The 25,528-nt window shown below is 61.0% G+C and carries 19 protein-coding genes; 6 read left to right on the top strand and 13 right to left on the bottom strand.

All coding sequences use genetic code 11. The features are described from left to right. Positions 1-8: 8 nt before the first annotated feature. The 4 genes from AC0J1C_RS12640 to AC0J1C_RS12625 all read right to left on the bottom strand — a co-directional run bounded on the left by AC0J1C_RS12640 (position 9) and on the right by AC0J1C_RS12625 (position 3,336). Positions 9-671 (bottom strand): fumarylacetoacetate hydrolase family protein, encoded by a 663-nt coding sequence (locus AC0J1C_RS12640; RefSeq protein WP_473044184.1) that lies wholly within the window; start codon positions 669-671, stop codon positions 9-11. A 25-nt stretch (positions 672-696) separates the two neighbouring features. Next, entirely contained in the window at positions 697-1,239 is a 543-nt protein-coding gene (locus tag AC0J1C_RS12635; RefSeq protein ID WP_473044183.1) for an adenine phosphoribosyltransferase, read from the bottom strand. A 30-nt stretch (positions 1,240-1,269) separates the two neighbouring features. Further along, positions 1,270-2,568 (bottom strand): NCS2 family permease, encoded by a 1,299-nt coding sequence (locus AC0J1C_RS12630; protein ID WP_375192158.1) that lies wholly within the window; start codon positions 2,566-2,568, stop codon positions 1,270-1,272. Positions 2,569-2,718: 150 nt separating this feature from the next. Next, positions 2,719-3,336 (bottom strand): trimeric intracellular cation channel family protein, encoded by a 618-nt coding sequence (locus tag AC0J1C_RS12625; RefSeq protein ID WP_473044182.1) that lies wholly within the window; start codon positions 3,334-3,336, stop codon positions 2,719-2,721. A 209-nt stretch (positions 3,337-3,545) separates the two neighbouring features. Here AC0J1C_RS12625 and AC0J1C_RS12620 point away from each other — a divergent pair, with 209 nt between their 5' ends. Further along, positions 3,546-4,112, top strand: a complete 567-nt coding sequence (locus AC0J1C_RS12620) for a BLUF domain-containing protein (RefSeq protein ID WP_473044181.1) — start codon at positions 3,546-3,548, stop codon at positions 4,110-4,112. 145 nt (positions 4,113-4,257) lie between these two features. Further along, positions 4,258-5,238: an NADPH:quinone oxidoreductase family protein gene (locus AC0J1C_RS12615; RefSeq protein ID WP_473044180.1), complete on the top strand. Its 981-nt coding sequence runs from the start codon at positions 4,258-4,260 to the stop codon at positions 5,236-5,238. Between the two features lie 499 nt (positions 5,239-5,737). Here the strand turns inward: AC0J1C_RS12615 and AC0J1C_RS12610 are convergent, their stop codons facing one another. The 8 genes from AC0J1C_RS12610 to AC0J1C_RS12575 all read right to left on the bottom strand — a co-directional run bounded on the left by AC0J1C_RS12610 (position 5,738) and on the right by AC0J1C_RS12575 (position 17,668). Further along, complete coding sequence (locus tag AC0J1C_RS12610; RefSeq protein WP_473044179.1) at positions 5,738-7,564, bottom strand: long-chain-acyl-CoA synthetase; 1,827 nt, start codon at positions 7,562-7,564, stop codon at positions 5,738-5,740. 60 nt (positions 7,565-7,624) lie between these two features. After that, positions 7,625-8,452: an SDR family oxidoreductase gene (locus AC0J1C_RS12605; protein ID WP_375192163.1), complete on the bottom strand. Its 828-nt coding sequence runs from the start codon at positions 8,450-8,452 to the stop codon at positions 7,625-7,627. Then, positions 8,449-10,419 (bottom strand): acetyl/propionyl/methylcrotonyl-CoA carboxylase subunit alpha, encoded by a 1,971-nt coding sequence (locus tag AC0J1C_RS12600; protein ID WP_473044178.1) that lies wholly within the window; start codon positions 10,417-10,419, stop codon positions 8,449-8,451. The genes AC0J1C_RS12605 and AC0J1C_RS12600 overlap by 4 nt, the downstream gene beginning before the upstream one ends. A 153-nt stretch (positions 10,420-10,572) precedes the next feature. After that, positions 10,573-11,394 (bottom strand): enoyl-CoA hydratase/isomerase family protein, encoded by an 822-nt coding sequence (locus AC0J1C_RS12595; RefSeq protein WP_473044177.1) that lies wholly within the window; start codon positions 11,392-11,394, stop codon positions 10,573-10,575. A gap of 159 nt (positions 11,395-11,553) precedes the next feature. Beyond that, complete coding sequence (gene atuD / locus AC0J1C_RS12590; RefSeq protein ID WP_473044176.1) at positions 11,554-12,714, bottom strand: citronellyl-CoA dehydrogenase; 1,161 nt, start codon at positions 12,712-12,714, stop codon at positions 11,554-11,556. Between the two features lie 513 nt (positions 12,715-13,227). Further along, positions 13,228-14,844: an acyl-CoA carboxylase subunit beta gene (locus AC0J1C_RS12585; protein ID WP_473044175.1), complete on the bottom strand. Its 1,617-nt coding sequence runs from the start codon at positions 14,842-14,844 to the stop codon at positions 13,228-13,230. Positions 14,845-14,854: 10 nt separating this feature from the next. Further along, the gene (locus AC0J1C_RS12580; protein WP_473044174.1) at positions 14,855-15,721 is read right to left on the bottom strand and encodes an SDR family oxidoreductase; all 867 of its coding nucleotides are present in this window, start codon (positions 15,719-15,721) and stop codon (positions 14,855-14,857) included. Positions 15,722-15,871: 150 nt separating this feature from the next. Further along, the gene (locus AC0J1C_RS12575; protein ID WP_473044173.1) at positions 15,872-17,668 is read right to left on the bottom strand and encodes an acyclic terpene utilization AtuA family protein; all 1,797 of its coding nucleotides are present in this window, start codon (positions 17,666-17,668) and stop codon (positions 15,872-15,874) included. Positions 17,669-17,790: 122 nt separating this feature from the next. Between AC0J1C_RS12575 and AC0J1C_RS12570 the strand changes: the two genes are divergently transcribed. Next, positions 17,791-18,414: a TetR/AcrR family transcriptional regulator gene (locus tag AC0J1C_RS12570; protein WP_473044172.1), complete on the top strand. Its 624-nt coding sequence runs from the start codon at positions 17,791-17,793 to the stop codon at positions 18,412-18,414. Between the two features lie 62 nt (positions 18,415-18,476). Here the strand turns inward: AC0J1C_RS12570 and AC0J1C_RS12565 are convergent, their stop codons facing one another. Then, entirely contained in the window at positions 18,477-20,960 is a 2,484-nt protein-coding gene (locus tag AC0J1C_RS12565) for a penicillin acylase family protein (protein WP_473044171.1), read from the bottom strand. A 234-nt stretch (positions 20,961-21,194) separates the two neighbouring features. On the opposite strand from AC0J1C_RS12565, the gene AC0J1C_RS12560 reads away from it, so the two are divergent. The 3 genes from AC0J1C_RS12560 to AC0J1C_RS12550 are packed head-to-tail and all read left to right on the top strand — an operon-like array spanning position 21,195 to position 25,396. Further along, the gene (locus tag AC0J1C_RS12560) at positions 21,195-22,244 is read left to right on the top strand and encodes a hypothetical protein (protein WP_375192171.1); all 1,050 of its coding nucleotides are present in this window, start codon (positions 21,195-21,197) and stop codon (positions 22,242-22,244) included. 59 nt (positions 22,245-22,303) lie between these two features. Continuing rightward, on the top strand, positions 22,304-23,329 hold the full coding sequence (locus AC0J1C_RS12555; RefSeq protein ID WP_375192172.1) for a putative solute-binding protein: 1,026 nt from the start codon (positions 22,304-22,306) through the stop codon (positions 23,327-23,329). A gap of 15 nt (positions 23,330-23,344) precedes the next feature. Then, on the top strand, positions 23,345-25,396 hold the full coding sequence (locus AC0J1C_RS12550) for a TRAP transporter large permease subunit (RefSeq protein ID WP_375192173.1): 2,052 nt from the start codon (positions 23,345-23,347) through the stop codon (positions 25,394-25,396). Positions 25,397-25,528: the final 132 nt, after the last annotated feature.

The following is a 25,528-nucleotide window of genomic DNA, read 5'->3' as shown; positions in this document are numbered from 1 at the left end:
ACCTCAGGTTAAACCACGGTGGTTTCAACGAACAACTGATCTTCCAGCTCCAGCGACAGCGTCTGGCCGGACACCAGCGGGCCTACCCCCTTGGGTGTGCCTGTCAGCACCACGTCGCCCGGCAGAAGGCTGAACTGGCTGCTGATGTGGGCAATCAGCGGTACGATGGGATTCAGCATCTCGCGGGTGTCACCGGTTTGCTGGCGCTGGTGATCGATGTCCAGGGTAAAGTGGATGTTGTCGCCGGGGAATCGGTCTGCCGACACGAACGGTGACAGTGGGCAGGCGCCGTCGAATCCCTTGGCCCGTTCCCAGGGCTGGCCTTTTTCCTTGAGCCGGGATTGCAGATCCCGGAGTGTCAGATCCAGAGCCAGGCCATAGCCCAGGATGGCGGCTTCGGCCTCGCTGGCGGAGGCACGGGTCAGCGGGCGGCCAATCAGCACCGCCAGCTCTGTTTCAAAATGCACGTCGCCCTGGTCTCGCGGAAAGTCCAGGGGGCGGGTGATGTGTACCGCAGCGGTTGACGGCTTGATGAATAGCAAGGGCTCGTCCGGTACCGGATTGTTCAGTTCCCGGGCGTGTTCCGCGTAATTGCGGCCAATGCAGACAATCTTGCCCAGTGGCAGGTGAACGGGGGTACCGTCCTTCCAGTGGTGTTGGTAATCCGGCATGGCCACGCTCCGCCTGTAGTGGGGGTCAGTCCCCCTCGAATGAACAGACAGTATAAACCTGAAGACCCTCGTCCTGAAGCTTGCGTGAGCCGCCCAGATCCGGCAGGTCGATCATTGCTGCCACTTCCACGATCTCCGCTCCGATGCGGCGGATCAGGCGGGTGGCGGCCAGCATGGTGCCGCCGGTGGCGATCAGGTCGTCCACCAGGACCACCTTGTCTCCGGGCTTGAACGCATCCTTGTGCAGCTCCACGGAGGCGGTACCGTACTCCAGCTCATAGTCTTCCACGAGGGTGTCGAACGGCAGCTTGCCCTTTTTCCGAACCAGCACGAGGGAAGCGTTGAGCTCGTAGGCGAGTGCCGAGCCGATGATGAAGCCCCGGGCATCGACCGCGGCCACCGCATCAATCTTGTGGCCATGGTAGCGGTGCACGAAGGCGTCGATCAGCTTGCGGAAGGCGGTCTTGTCCTGCAGCACCGTGGTGATGTCGCGAAAGGCCACGCCGGGTTTGGGCCAGTCCGGCACGGTGCGGATGGCCTTCTTGATGCTCTCGGAGAAATAATCCATAGCAGATCCGATAAAGATTCCGGACGCGGATCAGGCCGCGTCCAGGAAAATGAATTTCAGTACAAACACAATGGCAATGATAACAACGCTGGGATTGAGATCAGACCAGCGACCGCTCAGCGCTTTCAGAGCAGCGTAGGTGATGAACCCGAGGGCAATGCCATTGGCGATGGAGAATGTGAGAGGCATCATCAGCGCAGTGACCACGGCCGGCGCGGCGTCGGTGACGTTGTCCCAGTCGATCAGCTTGAGGCCGCTGGCCATCAGCACAGCCACGTAGAGCAGTGCCGGTGCGGTAGCGTAGGCGGGAATGATACTGGCAATCGGCGAAAGCAGCAGGCACGCCAGGAACAGGGCGGCCACAACCACGGCGGTCAGGCCGGTACGGCCACCGGCGGAAATGCCGGCGGTGGACTCGATGTAGCTGGTGGTGGTGGAGGTGCCCAGGGCAGCGCCGGACATGGTGGCCACCGAATCGGACATCAGGGCCCGGCCCAGGCGCGGCAGCTTGCCGTCCTTGTCCAGGAGACCACCACGCTGGGCGGCGCCAATCAGAGTGCCGGAGGTGTCGAACAGGTCAACGAACAGGAACGCAAAGATTACGCTGATCATGCCCACGTTCAGGGCGCCGGCCAGGTCCAGCTGCAGGAAGGTGGGTGCCAGGCTGGGCGGTGCGGAAACAAAGCCCTTGTATTCCACCATACCCAGCATCATGGCGATGCCGGTAACCGCGATGATGCCAATCATCACGGCCCCGGTGACCTGCCGGAAAGACAGGGCACAGATCAGCAGGAAGCCGCCGAAAAACAGCAGGCTCTCGGCCACTTTTACCTCGCCCAGGCCCACCAGCGTGGCCGGATGATCCACTACAATACCGGCGTTCTTGAGGGCAATCAGCGCCAGGAAGAAGCCGATACCGGCGGAAATGCCGAAGCGCAGCGACATGGGGATGCTGTTGATGATCCATTCCCGGACCCGGAAGATACTGAGCAGGAAGAACAGGAAGCCGGAGAGGAATACTGCGCCCAGGGCTACCTGCCAGCTGTAGCCCATGCTGCCGACCACGGTAAACGAAAAGAAGGCGTTCAGGCCCATGCCCGGTGCCAGGGCAATCGGGTAATTCGCCCACAGCCCCATGATCAGGGTGCCGATGACGGCGGCCAGACAGGTTGCCACGAAGACGGCCCCGAAATCCATGCCGGTGGCGGACAGGATGCTGGGGTTGACCACGATGATATAGGCCATGGTCAGGAAGGTGGTGACGCCCGCTACCACTTCTTTACGAACAGTGGTGCCGTGGGCCTGGAGTTTGAACAGTCGCTCAAGCATGACGGATGTCTGCCTCACAGGATGCTGAAAGTTGGAGTTTCGGGTCCGGCCGGGCCGGCAATCGGGAATTGCGTGAAAAAACGGCAATATTACCGGCTCAGCTGCCTCAGGCCAAGGGCGGCTGACAGTTTGTCACCGTTCGGGCTCGCTTTAGTGGTTGCCGGGATCGCGCTGCAGGCGGATATCAAAGCGCACGGCGAGCAGGCGCACAATCACAATGAACAGCAGGCCGATGGTCAAAGGCAACGCCTCGTTGGCAAGTAGCCACTGGCAGAGGAAATAGACCCAGCAGCCGGCAAACGAGATCGAGGCGTAGATCTGGTCCTTCCGGAAAATGTAGGGCACCTCGTTGCAGAGAGTATCGCGCAGGGCGCCGCCAAAGGTGCCGGTCATCACACCCAGCAGAGAAGCTACAAACAGCGAGTGCCCCAGATCCAGCGCGAGTTGGGCACCCAGAATGGAGAACACACCCAGGCCAATGGCATCCGGAAGCAGGATGCGGGATTCCCGGAGCCGCTCGGCCCGCTTCCAGTAGCTGAACACGATGGCCATGGCCAGGATCAGCATGGGCAGTTCCTGATGCTTGATCCAGTACAGCGGGTGATTGTCCATGATCAGGTCCCGCAGAGTACCCCCGCCAAGAGCGGTAATGAACCCGATGGTAAACACGCCCACGGGATCCATATTCTTTGACCGAGCCACAATCATGCCGGAAATGGCAAAGGCAACGATGCCAATCATTTCAAGCACATAGATGATATCGAGCATGGCAGCTCCTGCGGGTCGGGCAACGGTTGCAAGGCGGCGGTTCCAGGGCGCGCAGGATAGCGGAATTCCCCGCCCAGTTCATCCCGTTCCGGACCCGTGATGCAAGGACTCTTGCTTACCTGTGATCCATGGCGACAGTTCAGTGCGTATCTTGCATTCAGGTTACCTTTATCCCTATCACTCTTTCACCCTTGCAGTACGGAGTTGCTATGTCTCTTATGCGTCTGGCCTATGCCAGTGAAGCCACGTTCCAGGCCAAGCCGGTCGAAAAAGGCGTTGAGCCCCACGTCGCCCGGATTCTCATGACTTCCCGCAAGAACAACGCCAGAGACCAATTGGTCGGTGGCCTCTACTACGGGGACAACCGGTTTTTCCAGTATCTGGAGGGTGACGAGTCTGCTGTGCGCGAGACCTACGGACGTATTCTCAAGGATGAACGCCATCGCAACGTGATCACTCTCATCGAGGAGCCGATCAGCGAGCGCACCTTCAGCAACTGGTCTATGAAGTATGTGCCGCTGTCGAAAGACGTCCGGCAATTCCTGGATGCGGAAGGCCTGCAGTCGTTTAACCCGGCCAACTTCACCGCCGACCAGTGCGAAAAAATGATCGCGCTTATCCGCAACTCCAGCCAGGACCAGAAACTGGTCAACTACGATGACGACCGCGCCACTGGCGCCAAACCCGAGGTGATGTCGGGCGGATTGAAGGCCGGCATTCTGGTTGCGGGTATCTGTGTGATTGGCGCACTGCTGTTCGCAGGTTCCATGCTCTGAGAAGCAAGGCTTGAGCATAAGCATGGCTTATGCGCGAGGATAAAGGATCTTTATTTGCTTCATGGGCTGACTCTGTTTAGCTTGACGGGTATCAATCGGCAGGTGTCCCCTGCCGGTAACCCGGATCAAACACAATGGAGCGTTCATGAAAGCCATTCTCTGCAAGGAATACGGCCCCGCCGATAAACTGGTGATCGAAGACGTCCCCAGCCCCGAAGCGAAAGGGCGCGGCGTGAAAGTGCGCGTGAAGGCCGCCGGCCTGAATTTCCCGGATACGCTGATCATCGAAGGCAAATACCAGCTCAAACCCAACATGCCTTTCTCTCCGGGCGGCGAGATGGCCGGAGAAGTTGTGGCCGTGGGCGACAAGGTCACCCGTTTCAAGGTGGGTGACCGGGTAGCCGGGCTCACCGGTTACGGCGCCTTCGCGGAGGAAGTGATCGTTCCGGAGCAGAACCTGCTGCCGGTTCCCGACGGCATGTCGGATGAGAAAGCCGCCGCGTTCACCATGGTGTATGGCACGTCCTATTACGCGCTCAAGCAGCGTGGCAACCTGCAACCGGGCGAGACCCTGTTGGTCCTGGGCGCCAGTGGCGGTGTTGGCCTGGCGACGGTTGAGCTGGGCAAGGCCATGGGCGCAAAGGTCATCGCCGCCGCCAGCTCCGCCGAAAAACTGGCCATCGCCAAAGAGGCAGGCGCCGACGAGCTGATCAATTACACCGAAGAACCCCTGAAAGATGCGGTCAAGAAGCTCACCCACAGCAAGGGCGTGGATGTGATCTACGACCCGGTCGGCGGCGATTTCACCGAACAGGCCCTGCGTGCCATGGGCTGGAACGGCCGTCACCTGATTATCGGCTTCGCCGCCGGCGACATCCCGAAAATCCCTGCCAATCTCACCCTGCTCAAGGGCTGTTCCGTGGTCGGCGTATTCTGGGGCAGCTTCACCCAGCGCGAGCCGGAGGCGAGCGCCCAGAACATGATGGAGCTGATGAAGCTTTACGCCGAAGGCGAGATTGATCCCAAGGTCAGCGAGGTTTATGACTTCGAGGATTACGCCAAGGCCCTGGGTGCACTGACTGAACGTCGTGCTACCGGCAAGGTGGTGTTGAGAGTCGGCTCTTGATGTATTGACTTTGCTCTGGCCCTAGCCTGCCTGATTGGGCGGTGGCAAGGATGGGCGGCCCCTCCCAAAAACCGCTACGAGCACATCCATGTGCGCTTGGCGCCGGCCATCCTTGGCCGCCGACATTTTTGGGAGGCGCCACCCACCCTCGCCTTCCGGCATAGGAGGAATAGGCGAACGGTCCGTAGGTCGGATTAGACGCAGTCGTAATCCGACGACGAATCCAACAGGCCGGACGTTTATGTCGGATTACGGCTACGCCTAATCCGACCTACTGATTTGAGCTATCAGTCTTTCCCTCGCTCTGAACGAACGTTTACCTATCCCACCGAATTATGAATGCCGGCTTCGGGCCGTCTGCCCAAAAATGTCGCCGGCCAGGGACGGCCGGCGCCAAGCGCACATGGATGTGCTCGTAGCGTTTTTTGGGCAGACGGCCCGAAGGCGGCTACCACCAAGCCCGGAAGGCTAGGGCCGGACCAGAATCCAACCAAAAAAGTCAGAACCGAACTCCACCTGAGTCAATCTCCGAAACCAGCTCCCGCGTCAGCAAGGTATACCCGTCGGTGCCGGGCAACCAGGCATAGACCGACTCGCCATCCCGTAGCGAATAGCCGAGCTTCTGGATATCCACCTTGCGGTACTTGAAGGTCCCCGTTTTCTCGATGGCGTTGGTGACACGCAGGAACACCGGCACTGCATAGGCAGGCAGGTTGTCCCGCAAGTAGCGGAACAGACCGTTAACGTCGAACGGCTGGCCATTGCCCTGGGGCACCAGGGTCACCATGCCGGCCTTGCCGTTGGTGCCCGGGATTTCGACGCCGTAGACAATCGCTTCCTCCACCATACCCGAACCGTCGATGATGTTTTCCACCTCCGTGGTGGAGACGTTCTCGCCTTTCCAGCGGAAGGTGTCGCCCATCCGGTCCACGAACTGCAGGTGGCCAAAGCCGATTTCCCGCAGGACATCGCCGGTGTTGAACCAGGCGTCACCTTTCTTGAAGGCGTTGCGCAGGATCGACTTTTCGGTGGCGTCTTTCTGGGTGTAGCCCTCGAATGACCATTTCTTGGTAATTTCGCCGATCAGCAGGCCGGGTTCGCCCTTGGCCACTTCTTTCATGAAGCCCTTTTTGTCCCGTATCGGGTCGCGGGTGCCTTCGTGGAACTTCACCAGCTTGTAGGGAGCCGTGGAAAAGCCGACGGTGTTGTCCATGTTGAAGAAGTTACTGAACCCGATGTTGCCTTCACTGGAGGCATAAAGCTCGGCGACGGTCTTGATACCGAAGCGATCCTTGAATTCTTTCCAGATGGAGGGGCGCAGGCCATTGCCGATCATCTTGGTGAGGCTGTGGTTACGGTCCTGCGGGCCCGGAGGCTGATTCAGCAGGTAGCGGCAGAGTTCGCCCACGTAGCCGAAGGTGGTGGCGCGGTAGCGGCGAACGTCGTCCCAGAAGGCGCTGGCGGAGAACTTGCGGCGTAACGCAATAGCCGAACCGCCGGCCAGCACCGAGCCCCAGCACACCAGCAGCGCGGTGCCATGGTAGAGGGGCAGGGTGCAGTAGAGGACATCCTCGGGTTCCATGGCCAGGGACATCAGGCCGAAGCCGCCGTAGGCCTTGACGAATTTCCGGTGTGAGCCGGGTGCGGCCTTGGGCAGGCCGGTGGTGCCGGAGGTGAACAGGTAGATGGCGGTATCGCCCATTCGGGGCGGATTGGTCAGCACCAGGTTGTCGCTGTTGAAGGTGCTCACCTGCTCGGCCATGTTGGTGTAGCCCTCCGGGGCCTCGCCAAAGGCGTTCAGGGTATTGATATCCGCCAGGAACTGGAACGGTCTGGGATGGCGGGTATGGAGATTGGCCCGGATTCCTTCGAAGCTGTCCAGCAACTCCTCGCCGACAACCACCATCTTCGGCTCGATCAGCCCGATGCTGTGCTCCAGAACCTTACCTTTCTGAGAGGTGTTGAGCATGGCGCAGGCAACGCCGAGCTTGGCCGCGCCCGCGACCACCGCCAGAAGCTCTGGCCGGTTTTCCAGGAACACGGCAATGGCGTCGCCTTTGCTGAGCCCCTGCTCCTGCAGGTACCGGGCGATGCGGTTGGCCCAGCCATTGAGTTCGCTCCAGGTGATAACCCGGTCTTCAAACAGCACTGCAGGCCGATGGCCGACATTCCGGGCGTTGGTCTCAACGAGTGTTCCGAGGGTCAGCTCCCGGTTCTCGTTGTCCAGGGAATAGTAGTACAGCCCCCGGGTAATGGCAGGCAAACGCCGGAGAATCCCGGGCAGGCTGCGGGCTAGGTCCAGTGGGGATACGTTGTCTTGGCTCATGGTTTTCCGTTAGTGCCTTCTTGTGCGGGCCCGGAGCCTGAAACAACGCAGGCACCGGGCTCAGTCCAAAAACAGGTCCGGCATCAGGGGCGTGTCGCCCGGTTCGTACCGGTAGTGTTCAAAATCGGTGATCCCGTCCTGCCGGAGCAGGTCTTCGTCAATCAGGTTCTGCCCGGTCATTGCGTCGGCCGACCGGGTCAGAATGCTGACGGCGGCATCGGCCATGATCTCGGGCTTACGGCCCTGGGCCATCATTTTCGGGCCGCCCACTTCAAACTCGATGGCGGCAGTGGCAATCAGGGTTTTCGGCCAGAGCGTGTTCACGGCAATGCCGTAGCGCCGGAATTCCTCCGCCATGCCCAGGCTCAGCATGGTCATGGCGTACTTGGTGGTGGTGTAGGGGCCGTACTGGGCGAACCACCGAGTGTCCAGGTTCAGAGGCGGTGACAGGCTCAGTATGTGGGCCTGATCCGACTCTTTCAGCCAGGGCAATGCGGCCTGGCTGCAGGCCATCACCGCTCGGGCGTTGACCTGGTGCATCAGGTCGTACCGGCTGACCTTCAGGTTCTCCACGCCGGTCAGCCGTATGGCACCGGCGTTGTTCACCAGGGCATCGATGCCGCCAAAATACTCACCGGCCTCGTCGATGCACTGGCGAATCTGTTTTTCGTCCCGCACATCCAGAACCAGCGGCAGTGCCTGGCCTCCGGCCTCGCGCACTTCCTCGGCCACGGTGTGAATCGTGCCCGGCAGCTTCGGATGCGGTGTGTCCGATTTGGCGGCAATCACCACGTTGGCGCCCTGGCGGGCACATGCCAGGGCGATGGCCCGGCCAATACCCCGGCTGGCGCCGGTAATGAAAACGGTGCGTTGGCGTAAACTGCTCATGCGTCGTTCTCCTGTTCGGCGGTCTCGTCGGCGGTGATTTCCACCAGCAGTTGACTGCGCTTTACCTGATCGCCCTGGCTGGCGTGAACCGCGCCGACAACGCCGTCTCGGTCGGCTTTTACCGGATGCTCCATCTTCATGGCCTCCAGTACCACCAGCGTAGCGCCCTGGCGAACCCTCTGGCCAGCGGCCACCAACACATCAATAATGGCACCGTCCATGGTGGCCTGGATGCGGCCACTGCCGACGCCACCCGCAGTTTGCGCCGGTTGGTGGGTTATGTCCCGCACCGACCAGGCCTGCCCGAACGCCTGCAAATATAGGGAATCGCCATCCCGGTGGTATTGGCAAGTCTGACGAACCCCGTTGTCGATCATGCACAACCGGCCCTCGCTTCTGTGGATCAGCTCCAGAGAGTGTTGGGCGTCGCCCTGGCTGACAGACACGCGGTTGCCGCGGCGGGTCACCAGTAACTCTACAACAGCGTCACCGCTGGCCAGCTTGATCGGTGTCATGGTGGCGGGAGCATTGCTCCAGGCGGTCTGGCCCGAAATGCCATGGTCGAACACGCAGGCGGCCAGGGCCAGTTGGCGGAGGTCCGGTGCCTGGGGCTTCAGCGACGGGTCGTCCACGAACGCCTGCTGCAGGAAAGCCGTTGTGGCCTCACCGGCGCCGAAGGTGTCGTTGGCAATGATCCGGCTCAGGAAGTAACGATTGGTGGTTACCCCGAATACGGCGGTGTCTTCCAGCGCCCGGATCAGCCGGCGGCGGGCCTCGTCCCGGTTCTGGCCCCAGGCGATCACCTTCGCGAGCATGGGGTCGTAGTGGGGTGTGATGGCGTCTCCGGAGCGAACCCCGGTATCAAACCGCAGGCCTTCACCTTCGGCGGGTTCGAAGGCCAGCAGTGGACCGGTTTGGGGTGTGAACCCGTGGGCCGGGTCTTCTGCGTAAAGCCGCACTTCGATGGCGTGGCCGTTCAGGCGGATGTCGTTCTGTGCCAGCGGCAGGGGCCGCCCTTCCGCCACGGTCAATTGCCAGGCCACCAGGTCCTGGCCGGTGATCAGTTCGGTCACCGGGTGCTCGACCTGCAGGCGGGTGTTCATTTCCAGGAAGTAGAAATTGCGGTGCTTGTCCACCAGGAACTCGACGGTGCCGGCGCCTTCGTAGTGGCAGGCCAGGGCGGCTTTGACGGCCGCCTCGCCCATGGCCTGGCGCAGTTCTGGTGTTACGAAGGGGGAGGGTGCCTCTTCAACCACTTTCTGGTGCCGGCGCTGCACGGAGCAATCGCGCTCACCCAGGTAGACGGCGTTGTCGTGGCTGTCGGCAAACACCTGGATTTCCACATGGCGGGGCTCGATCACCGCTTTTTCCAGGATCAGTTCGTCATCGCCGAAGGCCTGTTTTGATTCAGAGCGGGCCCGTCTGATGCTGTCGGCCAGTTCGGCTTCATTCTCCACCAGGCGCATGCCACGGCCACCCCCGCCGGCGGAGGCCTTGATCATCAGCGGATAGCCGATGTCCTTGGCGGCGGCAATGAGTTCGTCGTCGCTCGCGTTGTTGCCTTCATATCCCGGCACCACGGGTACGCCGGCTTCCTGCATGGCGATTTTGGAGCGGCGCTTGCTGCCCATCAATTCAATGGCGGATGCGGGCGGGCCCACGAACACCAGGCCGGCGTCTTTGCAGGCGGTGGCGAAGGCGGCATTTTCCGATAGGAAGCCGTAACCCGGGTGGACGCAGTCGGCGCCGGTTTTTCGGGCGGCATCGAGGATGGCGTCGCTGTTCAGGTAGGAGGCGGACACCTGCGCCGGGCCGATACAAACGGCTTCGTCGGCCACTTCTACGTGCAGGGCTTTGGCGTCGGCCTCGGAGTAGACGGCTACGGTGCGGTAACCGAGGGCTTTGGCGGTGCGGATGACCCGGACGGCGATTTCGCCTCGGTTTGCGATTAAGAGTTTCTTAAGCATGGTCCTGTGTTCTCCCTCTGGAGTTCGTCGCAAGGCTGGCAGCCAACTGGCTTCCAGAAAAACGCTACGAGCACATCCATGTGCGCTTGACGTCGGCCATCCATGGCCGCCGACATTTTCTGGAAGCCAGTTGGCTCCCACCCTCGCTCCGCATTATTCGGAGTCGCCTGCCCATGCCGGTGGACGCTTTTGCATAAAGGCCATGGTGCCCTCGGCTCCTTCGCTGCTCCGGATGGCTGCCGCAAATTTCTCGGCCGCGCTGTCCAGCAAACCGCTCATCGATTCGTGGCCAACCCGATGCAATAGCGCCTTGGTTTCTGCGGTTGCAACCGGTGCGCATTGGCGAACACGATCCAGAGCGCCGGCCAGCATCTCGTTTACTTCCTTGTCTGAGGCAGCCGCCTGGTGAACGATGCCAAGACGGCAGGCCTCGGCGGCGTCAATTCTCAAACCCAGCAGGGCCAGCCGGCGGGCCTGGGTTAGGCCAATGCGTTCAACTACGAACGGGGCGATCTGGGCCGGAATCACGCCCAGGGAGGTTTCCGGCATGCCGAACTTGGCCGTGGGGCCGGCAATGGCGACGTCGGAGACGCAGGCCAGGCCGAAACCACCGCCCATCACTGCACCCTCGGTGACTGCGACGACCACCTTGGAAGACTCGTTCACCTGCTGAATCATCTGGCCGAAGGCCCGGTTCAGGCGGTAGAACGGATCCGCCTCGCCTTCGGCCGGTTTCTGGCCCCGGGCGCCGGCCATGTCCTTGATGTCTCCGCCGGCACAGAAATGCCCGTCGGCGCCGCGGATGACAACGACACGGATGTGCAGGTCGTTTTCGATCTGGGTAAACACCGCCGACAGTTCCGCCACCATCTCCAGGCTCATGGCGTTGCGAACGTCCGGGCGGTTCAGGGTGATGAACAGGGCGGGACCCTTTTTTTCAAGTAAAAGCGTTTCGCAATGCGGTAGCTGATCCATAACTGACTCCACGTTAAGACTTTAGGGCTGCCGGGTTGGTGGAGGTTTCCAGGACCGTTGAGGGCCATGGATGGCCCAATCGAGCCCTACAGGGACGTACTCGCGGGCGTGTCCTGGAAAGCTCCACCAACTCGGTAGCCTGCCTCCGAGATGAGCGCGTCAGTCGCGCCTCTTGCCCGGAAGCGTCCCCATCATCTTGCAGATAATCCCGAGCATGATTTCATCGGCACCTCCGCCAATGGACACCAACCGAACGTCCCGGAACGCCCTGGAAATGGGGTTGTCCCACATATAGCCGTTGCCGCCCCAGTACTGCAGGCAGCTGTCGGTAACCTCCCGCCCCAGGCGCCCCGCCTTGAGCTTGGCCATGGACGCCAGGCGGGTGACATCCTTGCCTTCCACGTGCAGCTCGCAAGCCTGGTAGGTGAGGGCACGCAGGGCTTCGACCTCGGTCTGCAGCTCGGCCAGTCGGAAGTGGATCACTTGGTTGTCGATCAGCGGCTGGCCGAAGGTCTTGCGTTCGCGGCAGTATTCGATGGTCTTGTTGATGCAGTTCTCCAGCGCCTTGATCACGTTGGCCGCGCCCCACAGGCGCTCCTCCTGGAACTGCAGCATCTGCATCATGAACCCCGTGCCTTCGGCGCCAATCCGGTAGCGCTGGGGTACGCGCACGTCGTCGAAGAAAATCTGCGCGGTTTCCGAGGAGCGCATGCCCAGTTTGTTCAGGTGCGGGCTGAAGGAAATGCCTGGAGTCTTGGTGGGCACCACGATCAGGGATTTGTTCTTGTGGGGCTTCTCGTCCGAGGTGTTGGCCAGCAGGCAGATGAAATCGGACTGCGGGCTGTTGGTGATCCACATCTTGGAGCCGTTGATGATGTAGTCGTCGCCGTCTTTGCGGGCGGTGGTTTTCATCCCCGCTACATCGGAACCGGCGCCCACTTCACTAACGCCGATACAGCCGACCATGTCACCGGCAATGGCCGGGGCGAGGAAGGTGCGCTTGAGTTCATCGGAGCCAAAGCGGGCAATGGCGGGCGTACACATGTCAGTCTGAACCCCCACAGCCAGCGGCACGCCGCCGCAATGGGCCATGCCCAGCTCTTCGGCCGCCACCAGGTTGTAGCTGTAGTCCAGGCCCATGCCGCCGTACTCTTCCGGCTTCTGGATACCGAGCAGGCCGAGGTTGCCGAGTTTCTTGAACAGTTCATGGATCGGGAATTCGCCGGCGGCTTCCCATTCGTCGCAGTGGGGGTTGATTTCCTTCTCGACGAAATCCCGGACGGTTTTTCTCAGGGCTTCGTGTTCGGCTGTGAATTTCACGTTCTTGTTCTCCTGCTAGTAGAGAGTTCGTGCCTTCTTGGTTTTGGTGCACGTTCTTTAACTTGGGCGGCAGGTATGTGGGGCCGCTTCCAGAAAACCGCTACTAGCACATCCATGTGCGCTTGGCGTCGGCCATCCCTGGCCGCCGACATTTTCTGGAAGCGGCCCCACACACCTGCCCATGTCTGCAAATGTGTTGCTGCCTGCTGGCAGTTTTGTTGTTTTTGTAGGTCGGGTTAGCCGAAGGCGTAACCCGAAAGATTGGCGGGGTGGCCTGGCTTTTTTTGTCGGATTACGCCTCCGGCTAATCCGACCTACCGTTGTTTTTTCGCATGCTGCGGCTGAAAAGCATGCTGGCTTTATGCGTTAACTCCGAATTCCGAAGAACCGGTTGGCCCCCTCTGTCCAAAAATGTCGACGGCCAAGGATGGCCGGCGCCAAGCGCACATGGATGTGCTCGTAGCGTTTTTTGGACAGAGGGGGCCAATCGGTTCCTCCGCCGTATAAGCAGACCTACAGGCGGGCGACTCCAAAGGTATTGGGCCGCAACTGCCGGGTCTCGGCTTCCCGGCACACGTCGAACACCAGGGCCAGAATCCGCCGGGTATCCCGTGGGTCGATTAACCCGTCATCCCACAGCCGGGCCGTTCCAAACAGCGCCGTTGAGCCTTCCTCCAGTTTCTTTGCCGTCGCCTGCTCCAGAAAATCCAGCGTCTTCGGATCCGGCTCCAGGCCGCCGCGCCGCTGCTTGTCTTCGGCTACGATGCGCATCACCTTGCCCGCCTGGGCCGGGCCCATGACCGCCGTGCGGCTGTTGGGCCAGGCGAAGATGAAACGTGGGTCCAGGCCGCGGCCGCACATGGCGTAGTTACCCGCACCATAGGAACCGCCGATCACAATTGCGACCTTGGGCACCCTGCAATTCGCCACCGCCTGGATCATCTTCGAGCCGTGTTTGATGATGCCGTTCTGTTCTGAATGGGTGCCCACCATGAACCCGGTGGTGTTATGCAGGAACAGCAGCGGCGTGCCGGCCTGGTCGCACAGCTGGATGAACTGGGCGGCCTTGGCGGAGCCCGCAGGTGTGATCGGACCGTTGTTGCCGATGATGCCCACCGAGTGGCCTTCGATGCGGATCGTGCCGCAGACGGTCTGGTCGTCGAACTCGTTCTTGAAGTCCATGAACTTTGAACCGTCGGCAATGCGGGCCAGTATTTCGCGCACGTCGTAGGGCTTCTTGGAATCGGCCGGGATAACGCCCAGCAACTCCTCCGCCGGGTAGCGCGGCTCCTCCCATTGCAGTTCGCGCCGCGGCGGCAGTTGCTCGTTCCAGGGCAGGGCCTCGAGGATGTTGCGAGCCTGACGAATGCCGTCGGCGTCGTCTTCGGCCAGGTATTCGGCGGTGCCAGCCACGGTGGCGTGCATTTCGGCGCCGCCCAGCTCCTCATCGGTGGCCAGCTCGCCAGTGGCGGCTTTCAGAAGCGGTGGGCCGGCCAGGAACATCTTGGCCTGTCCGCGCACGGCAATCACGTAATCGGACAAACCTGGCTGGTAGGCGCCGCCGGCGGTGGCGTTGCCGTGGACCACGGTAACCTGCGGAATGCCAGCGGCGGACATGCGTGCCTGGTTGGCAAAGCCCCGGGCGCCGAGCACGAAGATGTCGGTAGCGTAGTTCAGGTTGGCGCCGCCGCTTTCGGAGAGCGAGACCACGGGCAGCTTGTTCTCCATGGCGATCTGCTGCAGGCGCAGGGTCTTGTCCAGGCCGGCCGGGGTGATGGTGCCGCCCTTGATGGCGCTGTTGCTGGCTACCACCAGGCAGCGAATGCCGCTCACATAACCAATACCGGCAATGATGCCGCCGCCAGCCAAGCTGCCGTCCTTGTCGTCGTGCATCTTGTAGCCGGCCAGGGAACACAATTCGAGGAACGGTGTGCCGCGGTCCAGCAGCCGGTTGATCCGGTCCCGCGGCAGCAGCTTGCCACGTTTGGTGAACTTGTCCCGGGCCGCTTCAGCCAGGTCCAGGACCTTCTGCTCCACTTCCCGGAAAGTAGCGATGTGGGCTTCCATGGCTTCCGCATTGGTGCGGAAATCGTCGGACTGGGGGCTTACTGTGGATTCCAGTACCTGCATGCTCCGCTCCTCAGTCGTCGCTCAGGACTTTCGGGGTGATGGCCCGATGAAAGCCGTTGTAGGGCTGATTGTTCTTGGCCTTGGGCAGAGGCCACACCCGGCCACCCTGGGAAGCGGCGCCGTCGATCCGCAGGCAGTCGCCACTGATAAACGCGGCGCCCGGGCTGAGCAGGAAACAGATGGCCGAGCTCACTTCCGATTCGGTGCCCATGCGCTTGATGGGCACGTTGTCGCCCAGGCTGCGGATCCACTGGCGCATGTGTTCCGGGTAGTTATCCATGCCACTGGACGCAATCCAGCCGGGCGCCACCGCGTTTACCCGCACCCCGGAGGCGCCCCATTCCACGGCGGCGGTCTGGGTGAAATTCACCATGCCGGCCCGGGCTGCCCCGGAGTGCCCCATACCGGGCATACCGCCCCACATATCGGCCACAATGTTCACGATTGCACCGCCGGTTTTCGACAGCGCCTGGGTATAGGCCTCCCGGGCCATCAGAAAACCGCCGGTCAGGTTGGTGCGCACCACGGTTTCCCAGCCCTTCTGGTTGATCCCCGTCAGCGGCGCCTGGAACTGCCCACCGGCGTTGTTCACCAGCCCGTTCAGCCCGCCGTGCTCGGCAATGATGGCCTTCACGGTGGCTTTCACCGATTCCTCTTCCCGGATATCACAGACATGGGCGGAGGCGATGCCCCCGTCCTCAATGATTTCCGCTTTCACCGATTCCACCTTCTCGGCCTTGCGGCCTACCAGTGCAACCCGGGCTCCCAGGGCAGCCAGCTCATGGGCTGTGCACCGACCGATGCCGGAACCACCGCCGGTAACGATAAATACCTGGCCTTTGAACAGGTCCGGATGAAAAACTGATTGATAGCTCATAAAAGTGATGACCCTTCCAAAGTTCGGGCGCTCTGGTTGGTAGCAGGTTCCGGGACTGTGAGCAGCAGGGATGCTGCGATCAAGCCTACACGGACGTATTCACGGCGTGTCCCGGAACGTGCTACCAACCAGAGTGCATGCACCAAATGTTTAGCTCTTCACAAGATCAGAGGGAACAGGCACCGGAAACTCCAGCAACTGTTGCGCAAACGCCTTGCCCTGGGGATCAATCCGCAGGCTGGCCACGCCACCGCTACCCAGGCTGTGCTCTAACAGGAAATTGATCGCCTGCAGCCCCGGTAGTGCCCATCGGGTAACGCGGCCAGTGTCCGGATTCAGGGTATGGCTCATCCACTCCGCCACGGCCGCTTCCGTCAGTGCCGCCTCAATGAACGGTAGATACTCCGGCTTGCGGGCAACCACTCCGATATTGCTGTGGTCGCCCTTGTCACCGCTCCGGGCCCAGGCCAGCTCAATCAAGGGCACCGTGGTATCCGTGGCCGGGATGTCATGGGTAAACGACTGCGGCTGAAGCAGGCTGGCATCGAATCCGCCATCGGTAGCGACTTTCACTGCCTGCCGCTCGCCGCCCAGATCCACTGACACCTCAACTTCGGTTTTCGGCACCAGGCAGGAATACAGCCGGATCTTCGGCCACACCGTGGGCCGGCCGCCGACAATTCCGGTAATGCCCGGCGCCATGCCTGTGGCCGCTTGAGCGATCTCCCGGGAAAAAAGCACCAGCGCTTCTTTCTTCGGGTGAGCCGTGCTGATCTTCACCACCACTTCCCGGCAGCCCTCGCCCCGGCCATGGCCGCCGTAAGTCGTCTCCGTGCCCAGAAGCTCGATGCTCGTTTCGCTGTAATCGGGCAGCCCACGTTCGCTGAACATACGCGATGTCTTGGCCAGTATGGCCTGGGCAACGGTCTCTGCCTTGGTCCGGGCATCCATGCCGGCCAGCAGGAAGGTGACCGTGCATTTGAAGCCGTCCGGCCAGGTACCCGACACCTTGTAGCTGTCGGTGGGCGCAAGCCCGCGAGCGCCGGAGACTTCAACCCGGTCCTTGCCGGTTTCAGTGAGCTCAACGGCGGTAAAATCACAGGTCACATCGGGCAACAGATAGGCCCGGGGATCGCCAATCTCATACACCAGTTGCTCCCCGACCGTGCCCCGGCTGACAAGGCCGCCCGTGTTCTCGGGCTTGGTAATAACAAAGCGGCCTTCGGCGCTGACCTCGGCAATCGGAAAGCCCATGTTGGCGTAGCCGCCGGCCACCGCTTCCCAATCGGTGAAGTTGCCGCCGGTGGCCTGGGCGCCGCATTCCAGCAGGTGCCCGGCCAGGCTGCCCTGGGCCAGCTTGTCGTAATCGTCCCAGCGCCAGCCGAATTCGTGAACCAGCGGCGCCAGCACCAAGGCGCTGTCGGCCACGCGACCGGTGATCACAATGTCCGCACCCTGTTCCAGGGCGGCCACCAGGCCTGGAGCGCCCAGGTAGGCGTTCAGGCTGACCATCATCGGCGGCATGGGCTGGCCGGACGTCATCTCGGTGATGCCTGCATCGGCAAGCTTTTTCTTTTTCATCAGCAGGTCGTCGCCCAGCACCAGGGCGATCTTGAGATCCACGCCGGCCTTTTCGCACAGGGCCTGGAGCGCATCTCGGCAGGCCACCGGATTCACGCCTCCGGCGTTGGCGAGCACCCGAATGCCCTTCTGCTTGATGTCGCCCATTAACGGGCCCATCACGGTCTGCACGAAATCCCGGGCATAACCCTGGCTGGGGTCTTTCATCTTCTGGCCGGCCATGATCGACATGGTGATCTCGGCCAGGTAATCGGCCACCAGGTAATCAATATTGCCAGTACGGACTAGCTGCGCCGCGGCGGTTTCGGTGTCTCCCCAAAAAGCGGCCGAACAGCCGATGCGGACGGAGCGCGGTGAGTCAGTCATAGTCAGTGTCCATGTCGGAAATCGCCAACGATGGAATTGACGATACCAAGCAAGCGCTTGGTTTGTAAAGTGGCGAGTTTAGGGTAGAATCATTGGCCTAATCTGCCAGCCGGAACGATTCAGTGAACCAGAACCCGATCCTACAGTCCCTGATTGCCGAAAACCTCGTCTCGGACCCCAACGGGGCCCGTGGGCGATTGCTCACCGAGGCCGCCCGCCTGTTCCGGGAAAAGGGCTATGAGCGCACCACGGTGCGGGACCTGGCCGCCGCAGTCGGCATCCAGTCAGGCAGTCTGTTCCACCATTTCCGCAGCAAGGAGGAAATTCTGAAAGCGGTCATGGTTGAGACTATCCGGCTGAACACGGCCCTTATGCAGGCAGCCATGGAAGCGGCGGATACTCCGAGGCAAAAACTGAGGGCTCTGATACGGGCTGAACTCGAATCCATCAACGGGCAAACCGGAGAGGCCATGGCCGTGCTTGTGTTCGAGTGGCGAAGCCTGTCTGAGGATTCCCGGTCCGAGGTTCTTGAGCTCAGGGATATCTATGAGGCGCTTTGGCTGAACGTTCTGGGAGCGTTGAAGGAGCGGGGCGACCTGCTGGCGGATGCTTTCGTGGTGCGCCGCATGCTGACCGGCGCCCTGAGTTGGACGGTAACCTGGTATCGACCCTCCAGGGGCGGGCTCACGCTGGATGGGCTCACCGATGAGGTGATGGCCATGCTCGGCTTGCCGCCAGCGGACTGACCAGAGTCTGAAGCCAGTTGAGGGCCCCGCACCGGGGCCCTTCGCATTTTTGGTTGGCTGTTTCAGTCGCGGACGAGCTCGACCAGTCGATATTCCCTCAGGTTGGGGTCAGAGCGAATGGCGTCTTCCGTATAGGGAAACGCAATCCAGTTCTTTCCGGAGTAGGCTTCGGTCATATCCCGGAAATAGGGGGATGCGGGGTCGGTGGACTGGGAATAGGTCACGAAACCCTCTGCCCTCGGCGTACCGTCTTCCCTCCAGGTCACGGTCTGGATATAGCTGTTGCCATAGGTGACATCGTAGCGACCGTCGGTGAGGTCATTCGGCCTTGAGCTGGCAATGGTGAAGCTGCCCTCAAAACCCTCGCCGCCAAAGATGGGAATGTCAGTTTCGTGAATGCCGGAGAACTGGATCTCCCGGACCGCAGCGTCCAGGGCGATGGACGAATCCTGAATGCGTTTTACGCCATCGGCAAAGGCGGCCTGAATCAGGGGGCTTGCAACATTGAGATCTGCCGGCGTGTTGGCGGGATCGCTGGGGTTGAAAGGCGTTAGCCATTTGTCCGGAGAGGTGATTGGCAGCGGATCGACACCGCGCCAGAACTCGCGCCAGAGATGGCCGCCCACCGAGTCCAGGTTGTGGGTTCCGTCCCACTGTTGGAGAACCGCGCAGGCTTGGGAAATATCGACCGGCTGGCCCTCGCTGCTCAAGAGGGTGCCCAGGGGGCAGTACGCGTTGAGTACGTCTGCTCGAGCGAGTTCCTCGGAGAGCAGGCTGCTGTCGAGTACTACAGACTGAAGGTTGGCCAGATCGAACCCCAGAGCCCCTGGCAGGCCGTCACTGCCGTCGAGTCGATCCTGAACCTGTTTGATGCACTTGCGGGTTCTTAGGGTGCGTGGTGTCTCCTCGTCGCCGATGATGGCGGCGAAGCCCGTGAGCGGCTGATCGGGATGGGTGACCCAGTAGCTGTCATTGCAGTTGTGAACCCAGTCATCCCGGCGCAGGGTGGGCAGATTGGCCGGTCCAAATATACCGGCGGCCGGTGCATCGGGGTCGGTATCCCATTCACAATCGGCGCGCGAGCCATCAAGGATTGGCAACCCGGGCGCAAGCTCGTCGAACACGGGCGAAAGTCCCGTGGCGCAGGCCGCCGCCTTGGTATCCGGAACGTTCGGCACCACCGTGACATCACCGTAGTAAGCCTGTTCACCCGGTCCGGTGGCCACGGTATTCACCCAGGGCACCCCCAGAACGCTGCTGTGCAGCTCGACAAATTCCTCGAAACTGGTGGCCTGGTTCCAGCGGAAAAACTGATTCAGCAACCGGTCATTTTCGGCGTTTGCATCCCGCAGCGTGTACGCTTTCAGCGATGACCAGTTGAGTACCGGGACACCGGCGGCCTGGAACGTCAGCATCGGGCCAAACTTTGATCGGTAGAGCGTTCTTGTCCGGGTGCCAAGGGTACCGTCGGCCTCCCGGACGTCCACGGTGATCTCGCGGCTTTCCATGTCACGGTATTCGCCCTCGTAAAGATACTGGGTCGGATCTTCGGGGTTCAGAGTCAGCTCGTAGAACGTGAAACGATAAGCCGTGGACACGGTGTGGCTCCATGCGAAGTGCTCGTTGAACCCGATGAGCACGGCCGGCAGGCCATACAATGCAGCCCCCATGATTTCCGTGTCATTGCCGACTTTCAGGTGGGAAAGGTACAGTCTTTCGGTTTTCTGCCAGGGGAAGTGAGGGTTGCCGAAAAGCATGGACTGGCCCGTGCGGCTTGCCTCGGCAGAAATGCCGTACATGTTGCTGCCAATCGGTAGTTCCGGATTGAGAGGGAAGGGCAGGGTGTTTCCGTCGACCGCCTCCAGCGCCGACAGCACATCATCTGCCGTGGGCGCTGTAGTGTCGGTGTACTGGGGCGGCTGAGCGCTGGCAATTCCATCCACGAACACTGACGAGCTTGCAAGAACAGAAAGCCGCAGGTAACGGCGGTACATGTCTGCTTCCTCCAGTGCGAACAGCCAGTCCTGATCGCGGCAAGACTGGTGTCGGCCAGGATGCTGACCCTCCCGTATTTCACTCAGGTAGCGGTTGAATCCGTCCACGTAACCCTTCGAGGCGTCTATGACTTCCTGGTCACTGTTGGCTTTGAAGGGCGCTATGGCGTCGTCCGTGAGGGTTGCGCGCCAGAAAAAATCGGCGTTAAGGTTGCTGGTTGCTGATCCGTTGGAGGGGATGCTGTAGGCGCCTTCCGGACCCAGGTAACGGGACCGCAAACCCCGGATGGTGAGCGTGTCCTCGGCCAGCAGGCAAAGGTTATCCACGGCCTGGGCGTAACCGTATGCATAGCCGAGACTGGCAAAGTTGTCGGCCTCAATGTGTGGAATACCATTTGAGGTCCGCCGAACGGTTGCCTGGTAGAGTGTTCGGTCGCCACTTGCGATCGCATTCAGGCTTGCACTGACTGCAGTAGGGGAATTGTCCGAAAGGCAGCCCGCGAGGATGATCGGGGCCATTGCCAACGGAATGGCATGTTTCAGGTTCGTCATGTTTTCGCCTTTTTTTGATTATTTTGCGATGCACACAACGGGTTAACCTGAGAAAAGGTTCCACGGTTTCCGCCATTACGCTGTCCCCCCAATCAGGGCCATTGGCCTCATCGGCATGATGCGTTCGGCATTCCAGCCATTTTTGTAGGACAGTTTTCGAAGCATTCTTGCAGCCGTTAACAAAAACCGACCAAGCGATCGGGCATACAACAACAACGTAAAGCAGGGTGATTTATGATTTCCTCTCTGGCTCGGCTGAAACCACGGCTTAAGACCCTCACACTGGCGGCGGTTGCCGCTCTGGCAGGTTGTTCGGCGAACCCCATCTACACCACCACCGGTGTCGTCCTCTCCAACTACTCCGAGGGCGAGGCCACACCCTATGTTCTGCAGATGTCCGACCCGAAAATGGCCTGTGCCCTCGGCGAGGGCATCGACCCGCTGCTCTATTCGTTTTCACGGGTAACCGAAGCGCCGGATACCACGGGTTCCCTGCTCATGCTTCTGGCAGGCAACTGTGCCGAGTACAAGGCCTGGGAGGCGGAGCTGGCGTACCTGCGCGCTGATTATCAGGGCGATGTTGCAACCGCCAAGGATGCTCGGGAAGAGGCCAAGCGCCTGAACGCCCTGACGGCAAAGCGTCGGTACCGCTCCTTCCAGCGTGCGATGGCCGCCTATGAGTTTGACCCGGCCGCCGAGCCTCTGGAGTGTCCATTCCTGTTCAGCGAACAGGACGAACTGACGTTCCTCCTCGGTCTTTTGACTGGCATGCAGGCCATCGTTAACGACGCCAATTCCGGTGCCATGGCCGGCGTTCCCCGCAACATTGCGCCGCAGGCGGAGCGTGCCGCGACCTGTCTGGACAACGAGAAGTGGGGTGGCACACCGAACGCCATCCGTGCCCTGGTGTGGCTGTTGCTGCCGGATACCCGTCCGGAACTCTCGCCCGACCCCTGGCAGGTGCTTGAACACAGCCGGCAGCTGGGTGTCGAGAAAGGCATCCGCGTGCCGCATGCACTCCAGGCGGTGGCGGCCGAAACCTTTGGCCGGCCAGACAAGCTCGAGGAGGCGATTGCCACCTTCGCTGAGTCCAACGCCAGGGTAACCGTGTGGGACGACTATCGCCTGGTGGACGAAGTGGCGGCCGATGCGGTGCAATTCTCCTCGGACAAGTACTGGACCGCCAACTACGGCTACCGCACCCCTCAGACGTTCTTTGGCAAGATGAGCCCTGAACGCGAAACCGAGAATGTCGAAACCATGAATCTGGATGACCTGCTCTGAGGCAGGTCTCCGACACCCTCTGAATATCTGACAAACACAAGAATGACCCGGAGGTCGTAATGATCCGCAAATCCAGCCCAACCGTGACACTGGCCGCCCTGACCCTGGCTGCTGCCGCACCCCTCGCATCCGCAAAGACCGTCTCCATGTGCGTGTTCGATGTGATCGGGGCCAATGGTGACTTCTATAACTTTGTGAAGGACTACTCCCTGGAAATGAAAAGCCACGGGGTTGATTTCGAGCTCAAGCCCTACACCGACGAAGGCGTTGCCATCGGTGATTTCAACGCCGGCCAGTGTGATGCCGTGGCGGCCACCGACATCCGGATTCGTCCGTTCAACAAGTTCACGGGCAGCATCAGTGCCGTGGGAGCCATCCCGACCTACGACAACCTGAAAACGCTGCTGGCTACTCTGGCCCAGCCGAAAGCCGCGCCGTTGATGAAGTCCAACGGCTATGAGGTGCTGGGCATCATCCCGGTGGGTGCAGGCTACCTGTTCGTGAACGACCGCAGCATCGACACCGCGGGTGAGCTTGCCGGCAAGCGTATGGCAACGCTGGACTACCAGAAAGACGCGATCCACATGGTGAACTATGTAAAGGCCACCGTGGTTCCCTCCGATATCACCAACTTCGCCGGCAAGTTCAATAACGGTTCGGTGGATACCGCCTACGCACCGGCCTTTGCCTATGAAGCGCTGGAGCTTTACAAGGGCATTGGCGATAAAGGTGGCGTGGTTGATTACCCGCTGGCGCAGCTGACCCTGCAGATCGTAGCCCGCGATGAGGTCCTCGACGATGACCTCGCCCAGAAGGCGCGCGAAGAAGCCTGGAACATGTTCCCGCAGGCGATGACCCTGATCGAAGGCCAGGAAGCGGCCATTCCCGATGAAAAGTGGGTGCGCATCCCGGAGCAGGACATTCGTGGCTACCAGGAAATGTTCCGGGAGAACCGCATCGAAATGCGTGACGGCCTGAACGGCGCACCGGATGTTTACCATCCCAAGATGATGGGTCTGCTCAGCAAGATCCGCTGTGCCAGCAACCCGGCTGCCGCCGAGTGCACTGCGGCCAACCGGGAATAACAGGGCGGAATCCTCATGAACTGGCGAGCCCTGACCGCTCCGGCCGCGAGAACCCTATACCCCGTGCACCGATTGCACGGGGCCGTTCTCCTGCTTCTGTTGTTGTTCACCCTGCTGCTGGGCATGGGAAACTCCCTGCACTCGCGGTTGCTGTGGGTGGGCGAACAGACCTGGCCTAACTACTACCTGCTGAACCCTGACGCCAAGGAACCCACCTGCCAGCTGGAAATGGACGTGGACGCAGAGGTGGCGAGACGGGTGCAGGCCTACAAACCAGACCCGGACGATCTGTTCAGCTCGCCCCCCAATCCGGAAGCCATTCGCAAGTCCCTGCAGAGCAACCTGGAGCTCTGTCAGCAGCAATACGCCCTGTACCAGCAGAACCTCGAACATGCCACGCCAGCGCTGGGTATGTTCAAGGCGGTGGAACAGGGGCTGGCCGAGTTCCTGCTCGACAACATAGAGCTGACCAAATACCTGTTCATTGCCATGTTCGCCATGGCGGCCGCCATTGCCGCCCTGGACACCGACCACATTGCCCTGCGGCTGCCCCGCAACCGGGCGGAGTGGCGCCTGAGCCAGGGTGTGCAGTTTGTGGTGAACGGCCTGATGGTGCTGTCTCTCAACGCCTATCTTGGCAAGCTGGCCAGCTCGCCGGGCTCGGAGGACACCATGGACCTCCAGTATGCCTGGGCAGGTGTGTTTGGCCTGTTCATGGTGATCAACGCCATTCGATTTGTGAACGTCCCCGAGCGCATCCGGGCCGGCAAGCTCGCGGCTTCCTCCGGGCTTGTGGTTCCGCTTTACTGCGGCATGGGGCTGATCGCCATGGCGTACTTCTTCCTGGTGGACGGCTACGCCTCGGGCCTGGCCATCTACTTCGGGATGATGTCCAACCTTTCGTCCATGTTCATCAACATCGGCCTGTACGTGCTGGTGGGCATGATGCTCAAGCAGACCCGGATTCCGGAGCTGCTGCTGAACCTGATCAAGCCGTTCAATCTGCCTGCGCCACTGCTGGCTTCGGTGATTATCTTTGCGACGGCGTTCCCGACCGCGTTCACCGGCGCCTCGGGTATCTTTATCCTGGCCGTGGGCGGTGTGGTCTACGATGAACTGCGCCGTGCCGGCGCTGGGCGCCAGTTGTCGCTGGCGACCACGGCAATGTCCGGCAGCCTGGGCGTGGTTCTCAATCCGTGCCTGCTCATCGTGGTAGTGGCGGCCCTCAACAAGGAAGTGACTACGACCGAACTCTATGGCTGGGGCTTCTGGGTGTTCATTATGTCCGCCACCCTGTTCTCCCTGGTGGTCTGCAAGACCCAGGGTAACTGGAAGCCGAGACCGGCGCCCGGCGCTTTTCGTGCCGCGCTGAGGGAAAGCCGGGCGTTGGTACCCTACGTGCTGGTGGGCGCCCTGGTAATTCTCGCCATCTGGGCCATTCTCGGGCTCAAATTCAACGAATACAGCGCGCCTCTGATCCTGCCGCTGGTGATGCTGGCCCTGGTGCTACTGGATTCAACGCAGGCCAACCGCGCCGACGCCGAGACCCGTACCCAGGCGTTCTGGAACCGCAGTTCCGCCGCCGCCAGTGATTCTGCCGTGCACATTGGCGCGTTGCTGGCACTGATCGGGTTCTCGATCTGTCTTGGCGGTATTCTCGAGCGCTCTGATATTGTTCACGCGCTCTTCCCTGAGGACCTCACCAGCCCGTGGATTGCCATGCTGGTAATCGTGGTGATGCTGACAGTGATCGGAATGGTCATGGATCCGTTTGGTGCGGTGATCCTGGTGTCTGCCACCATCGCCCAACCGGCGATTCAGCTCGGAATCGACCCGCTGCATTTCTGGATAGTGTGCCTCGTGGCCTTCGAGCTGGGATACCTGAGCCCACCGGTGGCCCTGAACCATCTGCTCACCCGGCAGGTGGTGGGCGAAACCGAAGTGCTGGCCGCCGAACGCACCGGCTCGTTCTGGCACCGCTACGAGCGGCTGCTGTTGCCCCTGGTAGTGATGGGGCCAACCCTGCTGTTTGTGGCATTTGTGCCCATGCTGTTCTACGCGTTGTAATCTTGTTATGGCAGGATGAAGGCCGCCTGGGGGGAACTCCAGGCGGCTTTTTTGCATCTGAAGTAGATAAAGCTACGTAGGACAACAGAACCAAACAGCGGTGTATCTCGTCTATGGGCTATGCTCGTTGCC

The sequence above is a fragment of the Marinobacter sp. E2 genome (assembly GCF_055755345.1).
This window is presented reverse-complemented; position numbering and strand designations above follow the sequence as displayed.

What these genes read in the sequence shown, in the direction of transcription:
- AC0J1C_RS12550 (WP_375192173.1), top strand. Translation starts at nt 23,345, where the DNA reads ATGAACTGGCGAGCCCTGACCGCTCCGGCCGCGAGAACCCTATACCCC.
- AC0J1C_RS12630 (WP_375192158.1), bottom strand. Translation starts at nt 2,568, where the DNA reads ATGCTTGAGCGACTGTTCAAACTCCAGGCCCACGGCACCACTGTTCGT.
- AC0J1C_RS12595 (WP_473044177.1), bottom strand. Translation starts at nt 11,394, where the DNA reads ATGGATCAGCTACCGCATTGCGAAACGCTTTTACTTGAAAAAAAGGGT.
- AC0J1C_RS12585 (WP_473044175.1), bottom strand. Translation starts at nt 14,844, where the DNA reads ATGCAGGTACTGGAATCCACAGTAAGCCCCCAGTCCGACGATTTCCGC.
- AC0J1C_RS12565 (WP_473044171.1), bottom strand. Translation starts at nt 20,960, where the DNA reads ATGACGAACCTGAAACATGCCATTCCGTTGGCAATGGCCCCGATCATC.
- AC0J1C_RS12600 (WP_473044178.1), bottom strand. Translation starts at nt 10,419, where the DNA reads ATGCTTAAGAAACTCTTAATCGCAAACCGAGGCGAAATCGCCGTCCGG.
- AC0J1C_RS12605 (WP_375192163.1), bottom strand. Translation starts at nt 8,452, where the DNA reads ATGAGCAGTTTACGCCAACGCACCGTTTTCATTACCGGCGCCAGCCGG.
- AC0J1C_RS12610 (WP_473044179.1), bottom strand. Translation starts at nt 7,564, where the DNA reads ATGAGCCAAGACAACGTATCCCCACTGGACCTAGCCCGCAGCCTGCCC.
- AC0J1C_RS12555 (WP_375192172.1), top strand. Translation starts at nt 22,304, where the DNA reads ATGATCCGCAAATCCAGCCCAACCGTGACACTGGCCGCCCTGACCCTG.
- AC0J1C_RS12625 (WP_473044182.1), bottom strand. Translation starts at nt 3,336, where the DNA reads ATGCTCGATATCATCTATGTGCTTGAAATGATTGGCATCGTTGCCTTT.
- AC0J1C_RS12615 (WP_473044180.1), top strand. Translation starts at nt 4,258, where the DNA reads ATGAAAGCCATTCTCTGCAAGGAATACGGCCCCGCCGATAAACTGGTG.
- AC0J1C_RS12640 (WP_473044184.1), bottom strand. Translation starts at nt 671, where the DNA reads ATGCCGGATTACCAACACCACTGGAAGGACGGTACCCCCGTTCACCTG.
- AC0J1C_RS12560 (WP_375192171.1), top strand. Translation starts at nt 21,195, where the DNA reads ATGATTTCCTCTCTGGCTCGGCTGAAACCACGGCTTAAGACCCTCACA.
- AC0J1C_RS12620 (WP_473044181.1), top strand. Translation starts at nt 3,546, where the DNA reads ATGTCTCTTATGCGTCTGGCCTATGCCAGTGAAGCCACGTTCCAGGCC.
- AC0J1C_RS12580 (WP_473044174.1), bottom strand. Translation starts at nt 15,721, where the DNA reads ATGAGCTATCAATCAGTTTTTCATCCGGACCTGTTCAAAGGCCAGGTA.
- AC0J1C_RS12635 (WP_473044183.1), bottom strand. Translation starts at nt 1,239, where the DNA reads ATGGATTATTTCTCCGAGAGCATCAAGAAGGCCATCCGCACCGTGCCG.
- AC0J1C_RS12575 (WP_473044173.1), bottom strand. Translation starts at nt 17,668, where the DNA reads ATGACTGACTCACCGCGCTCCGTCCGCATCGGCTGTTCGGCCGCTTTT.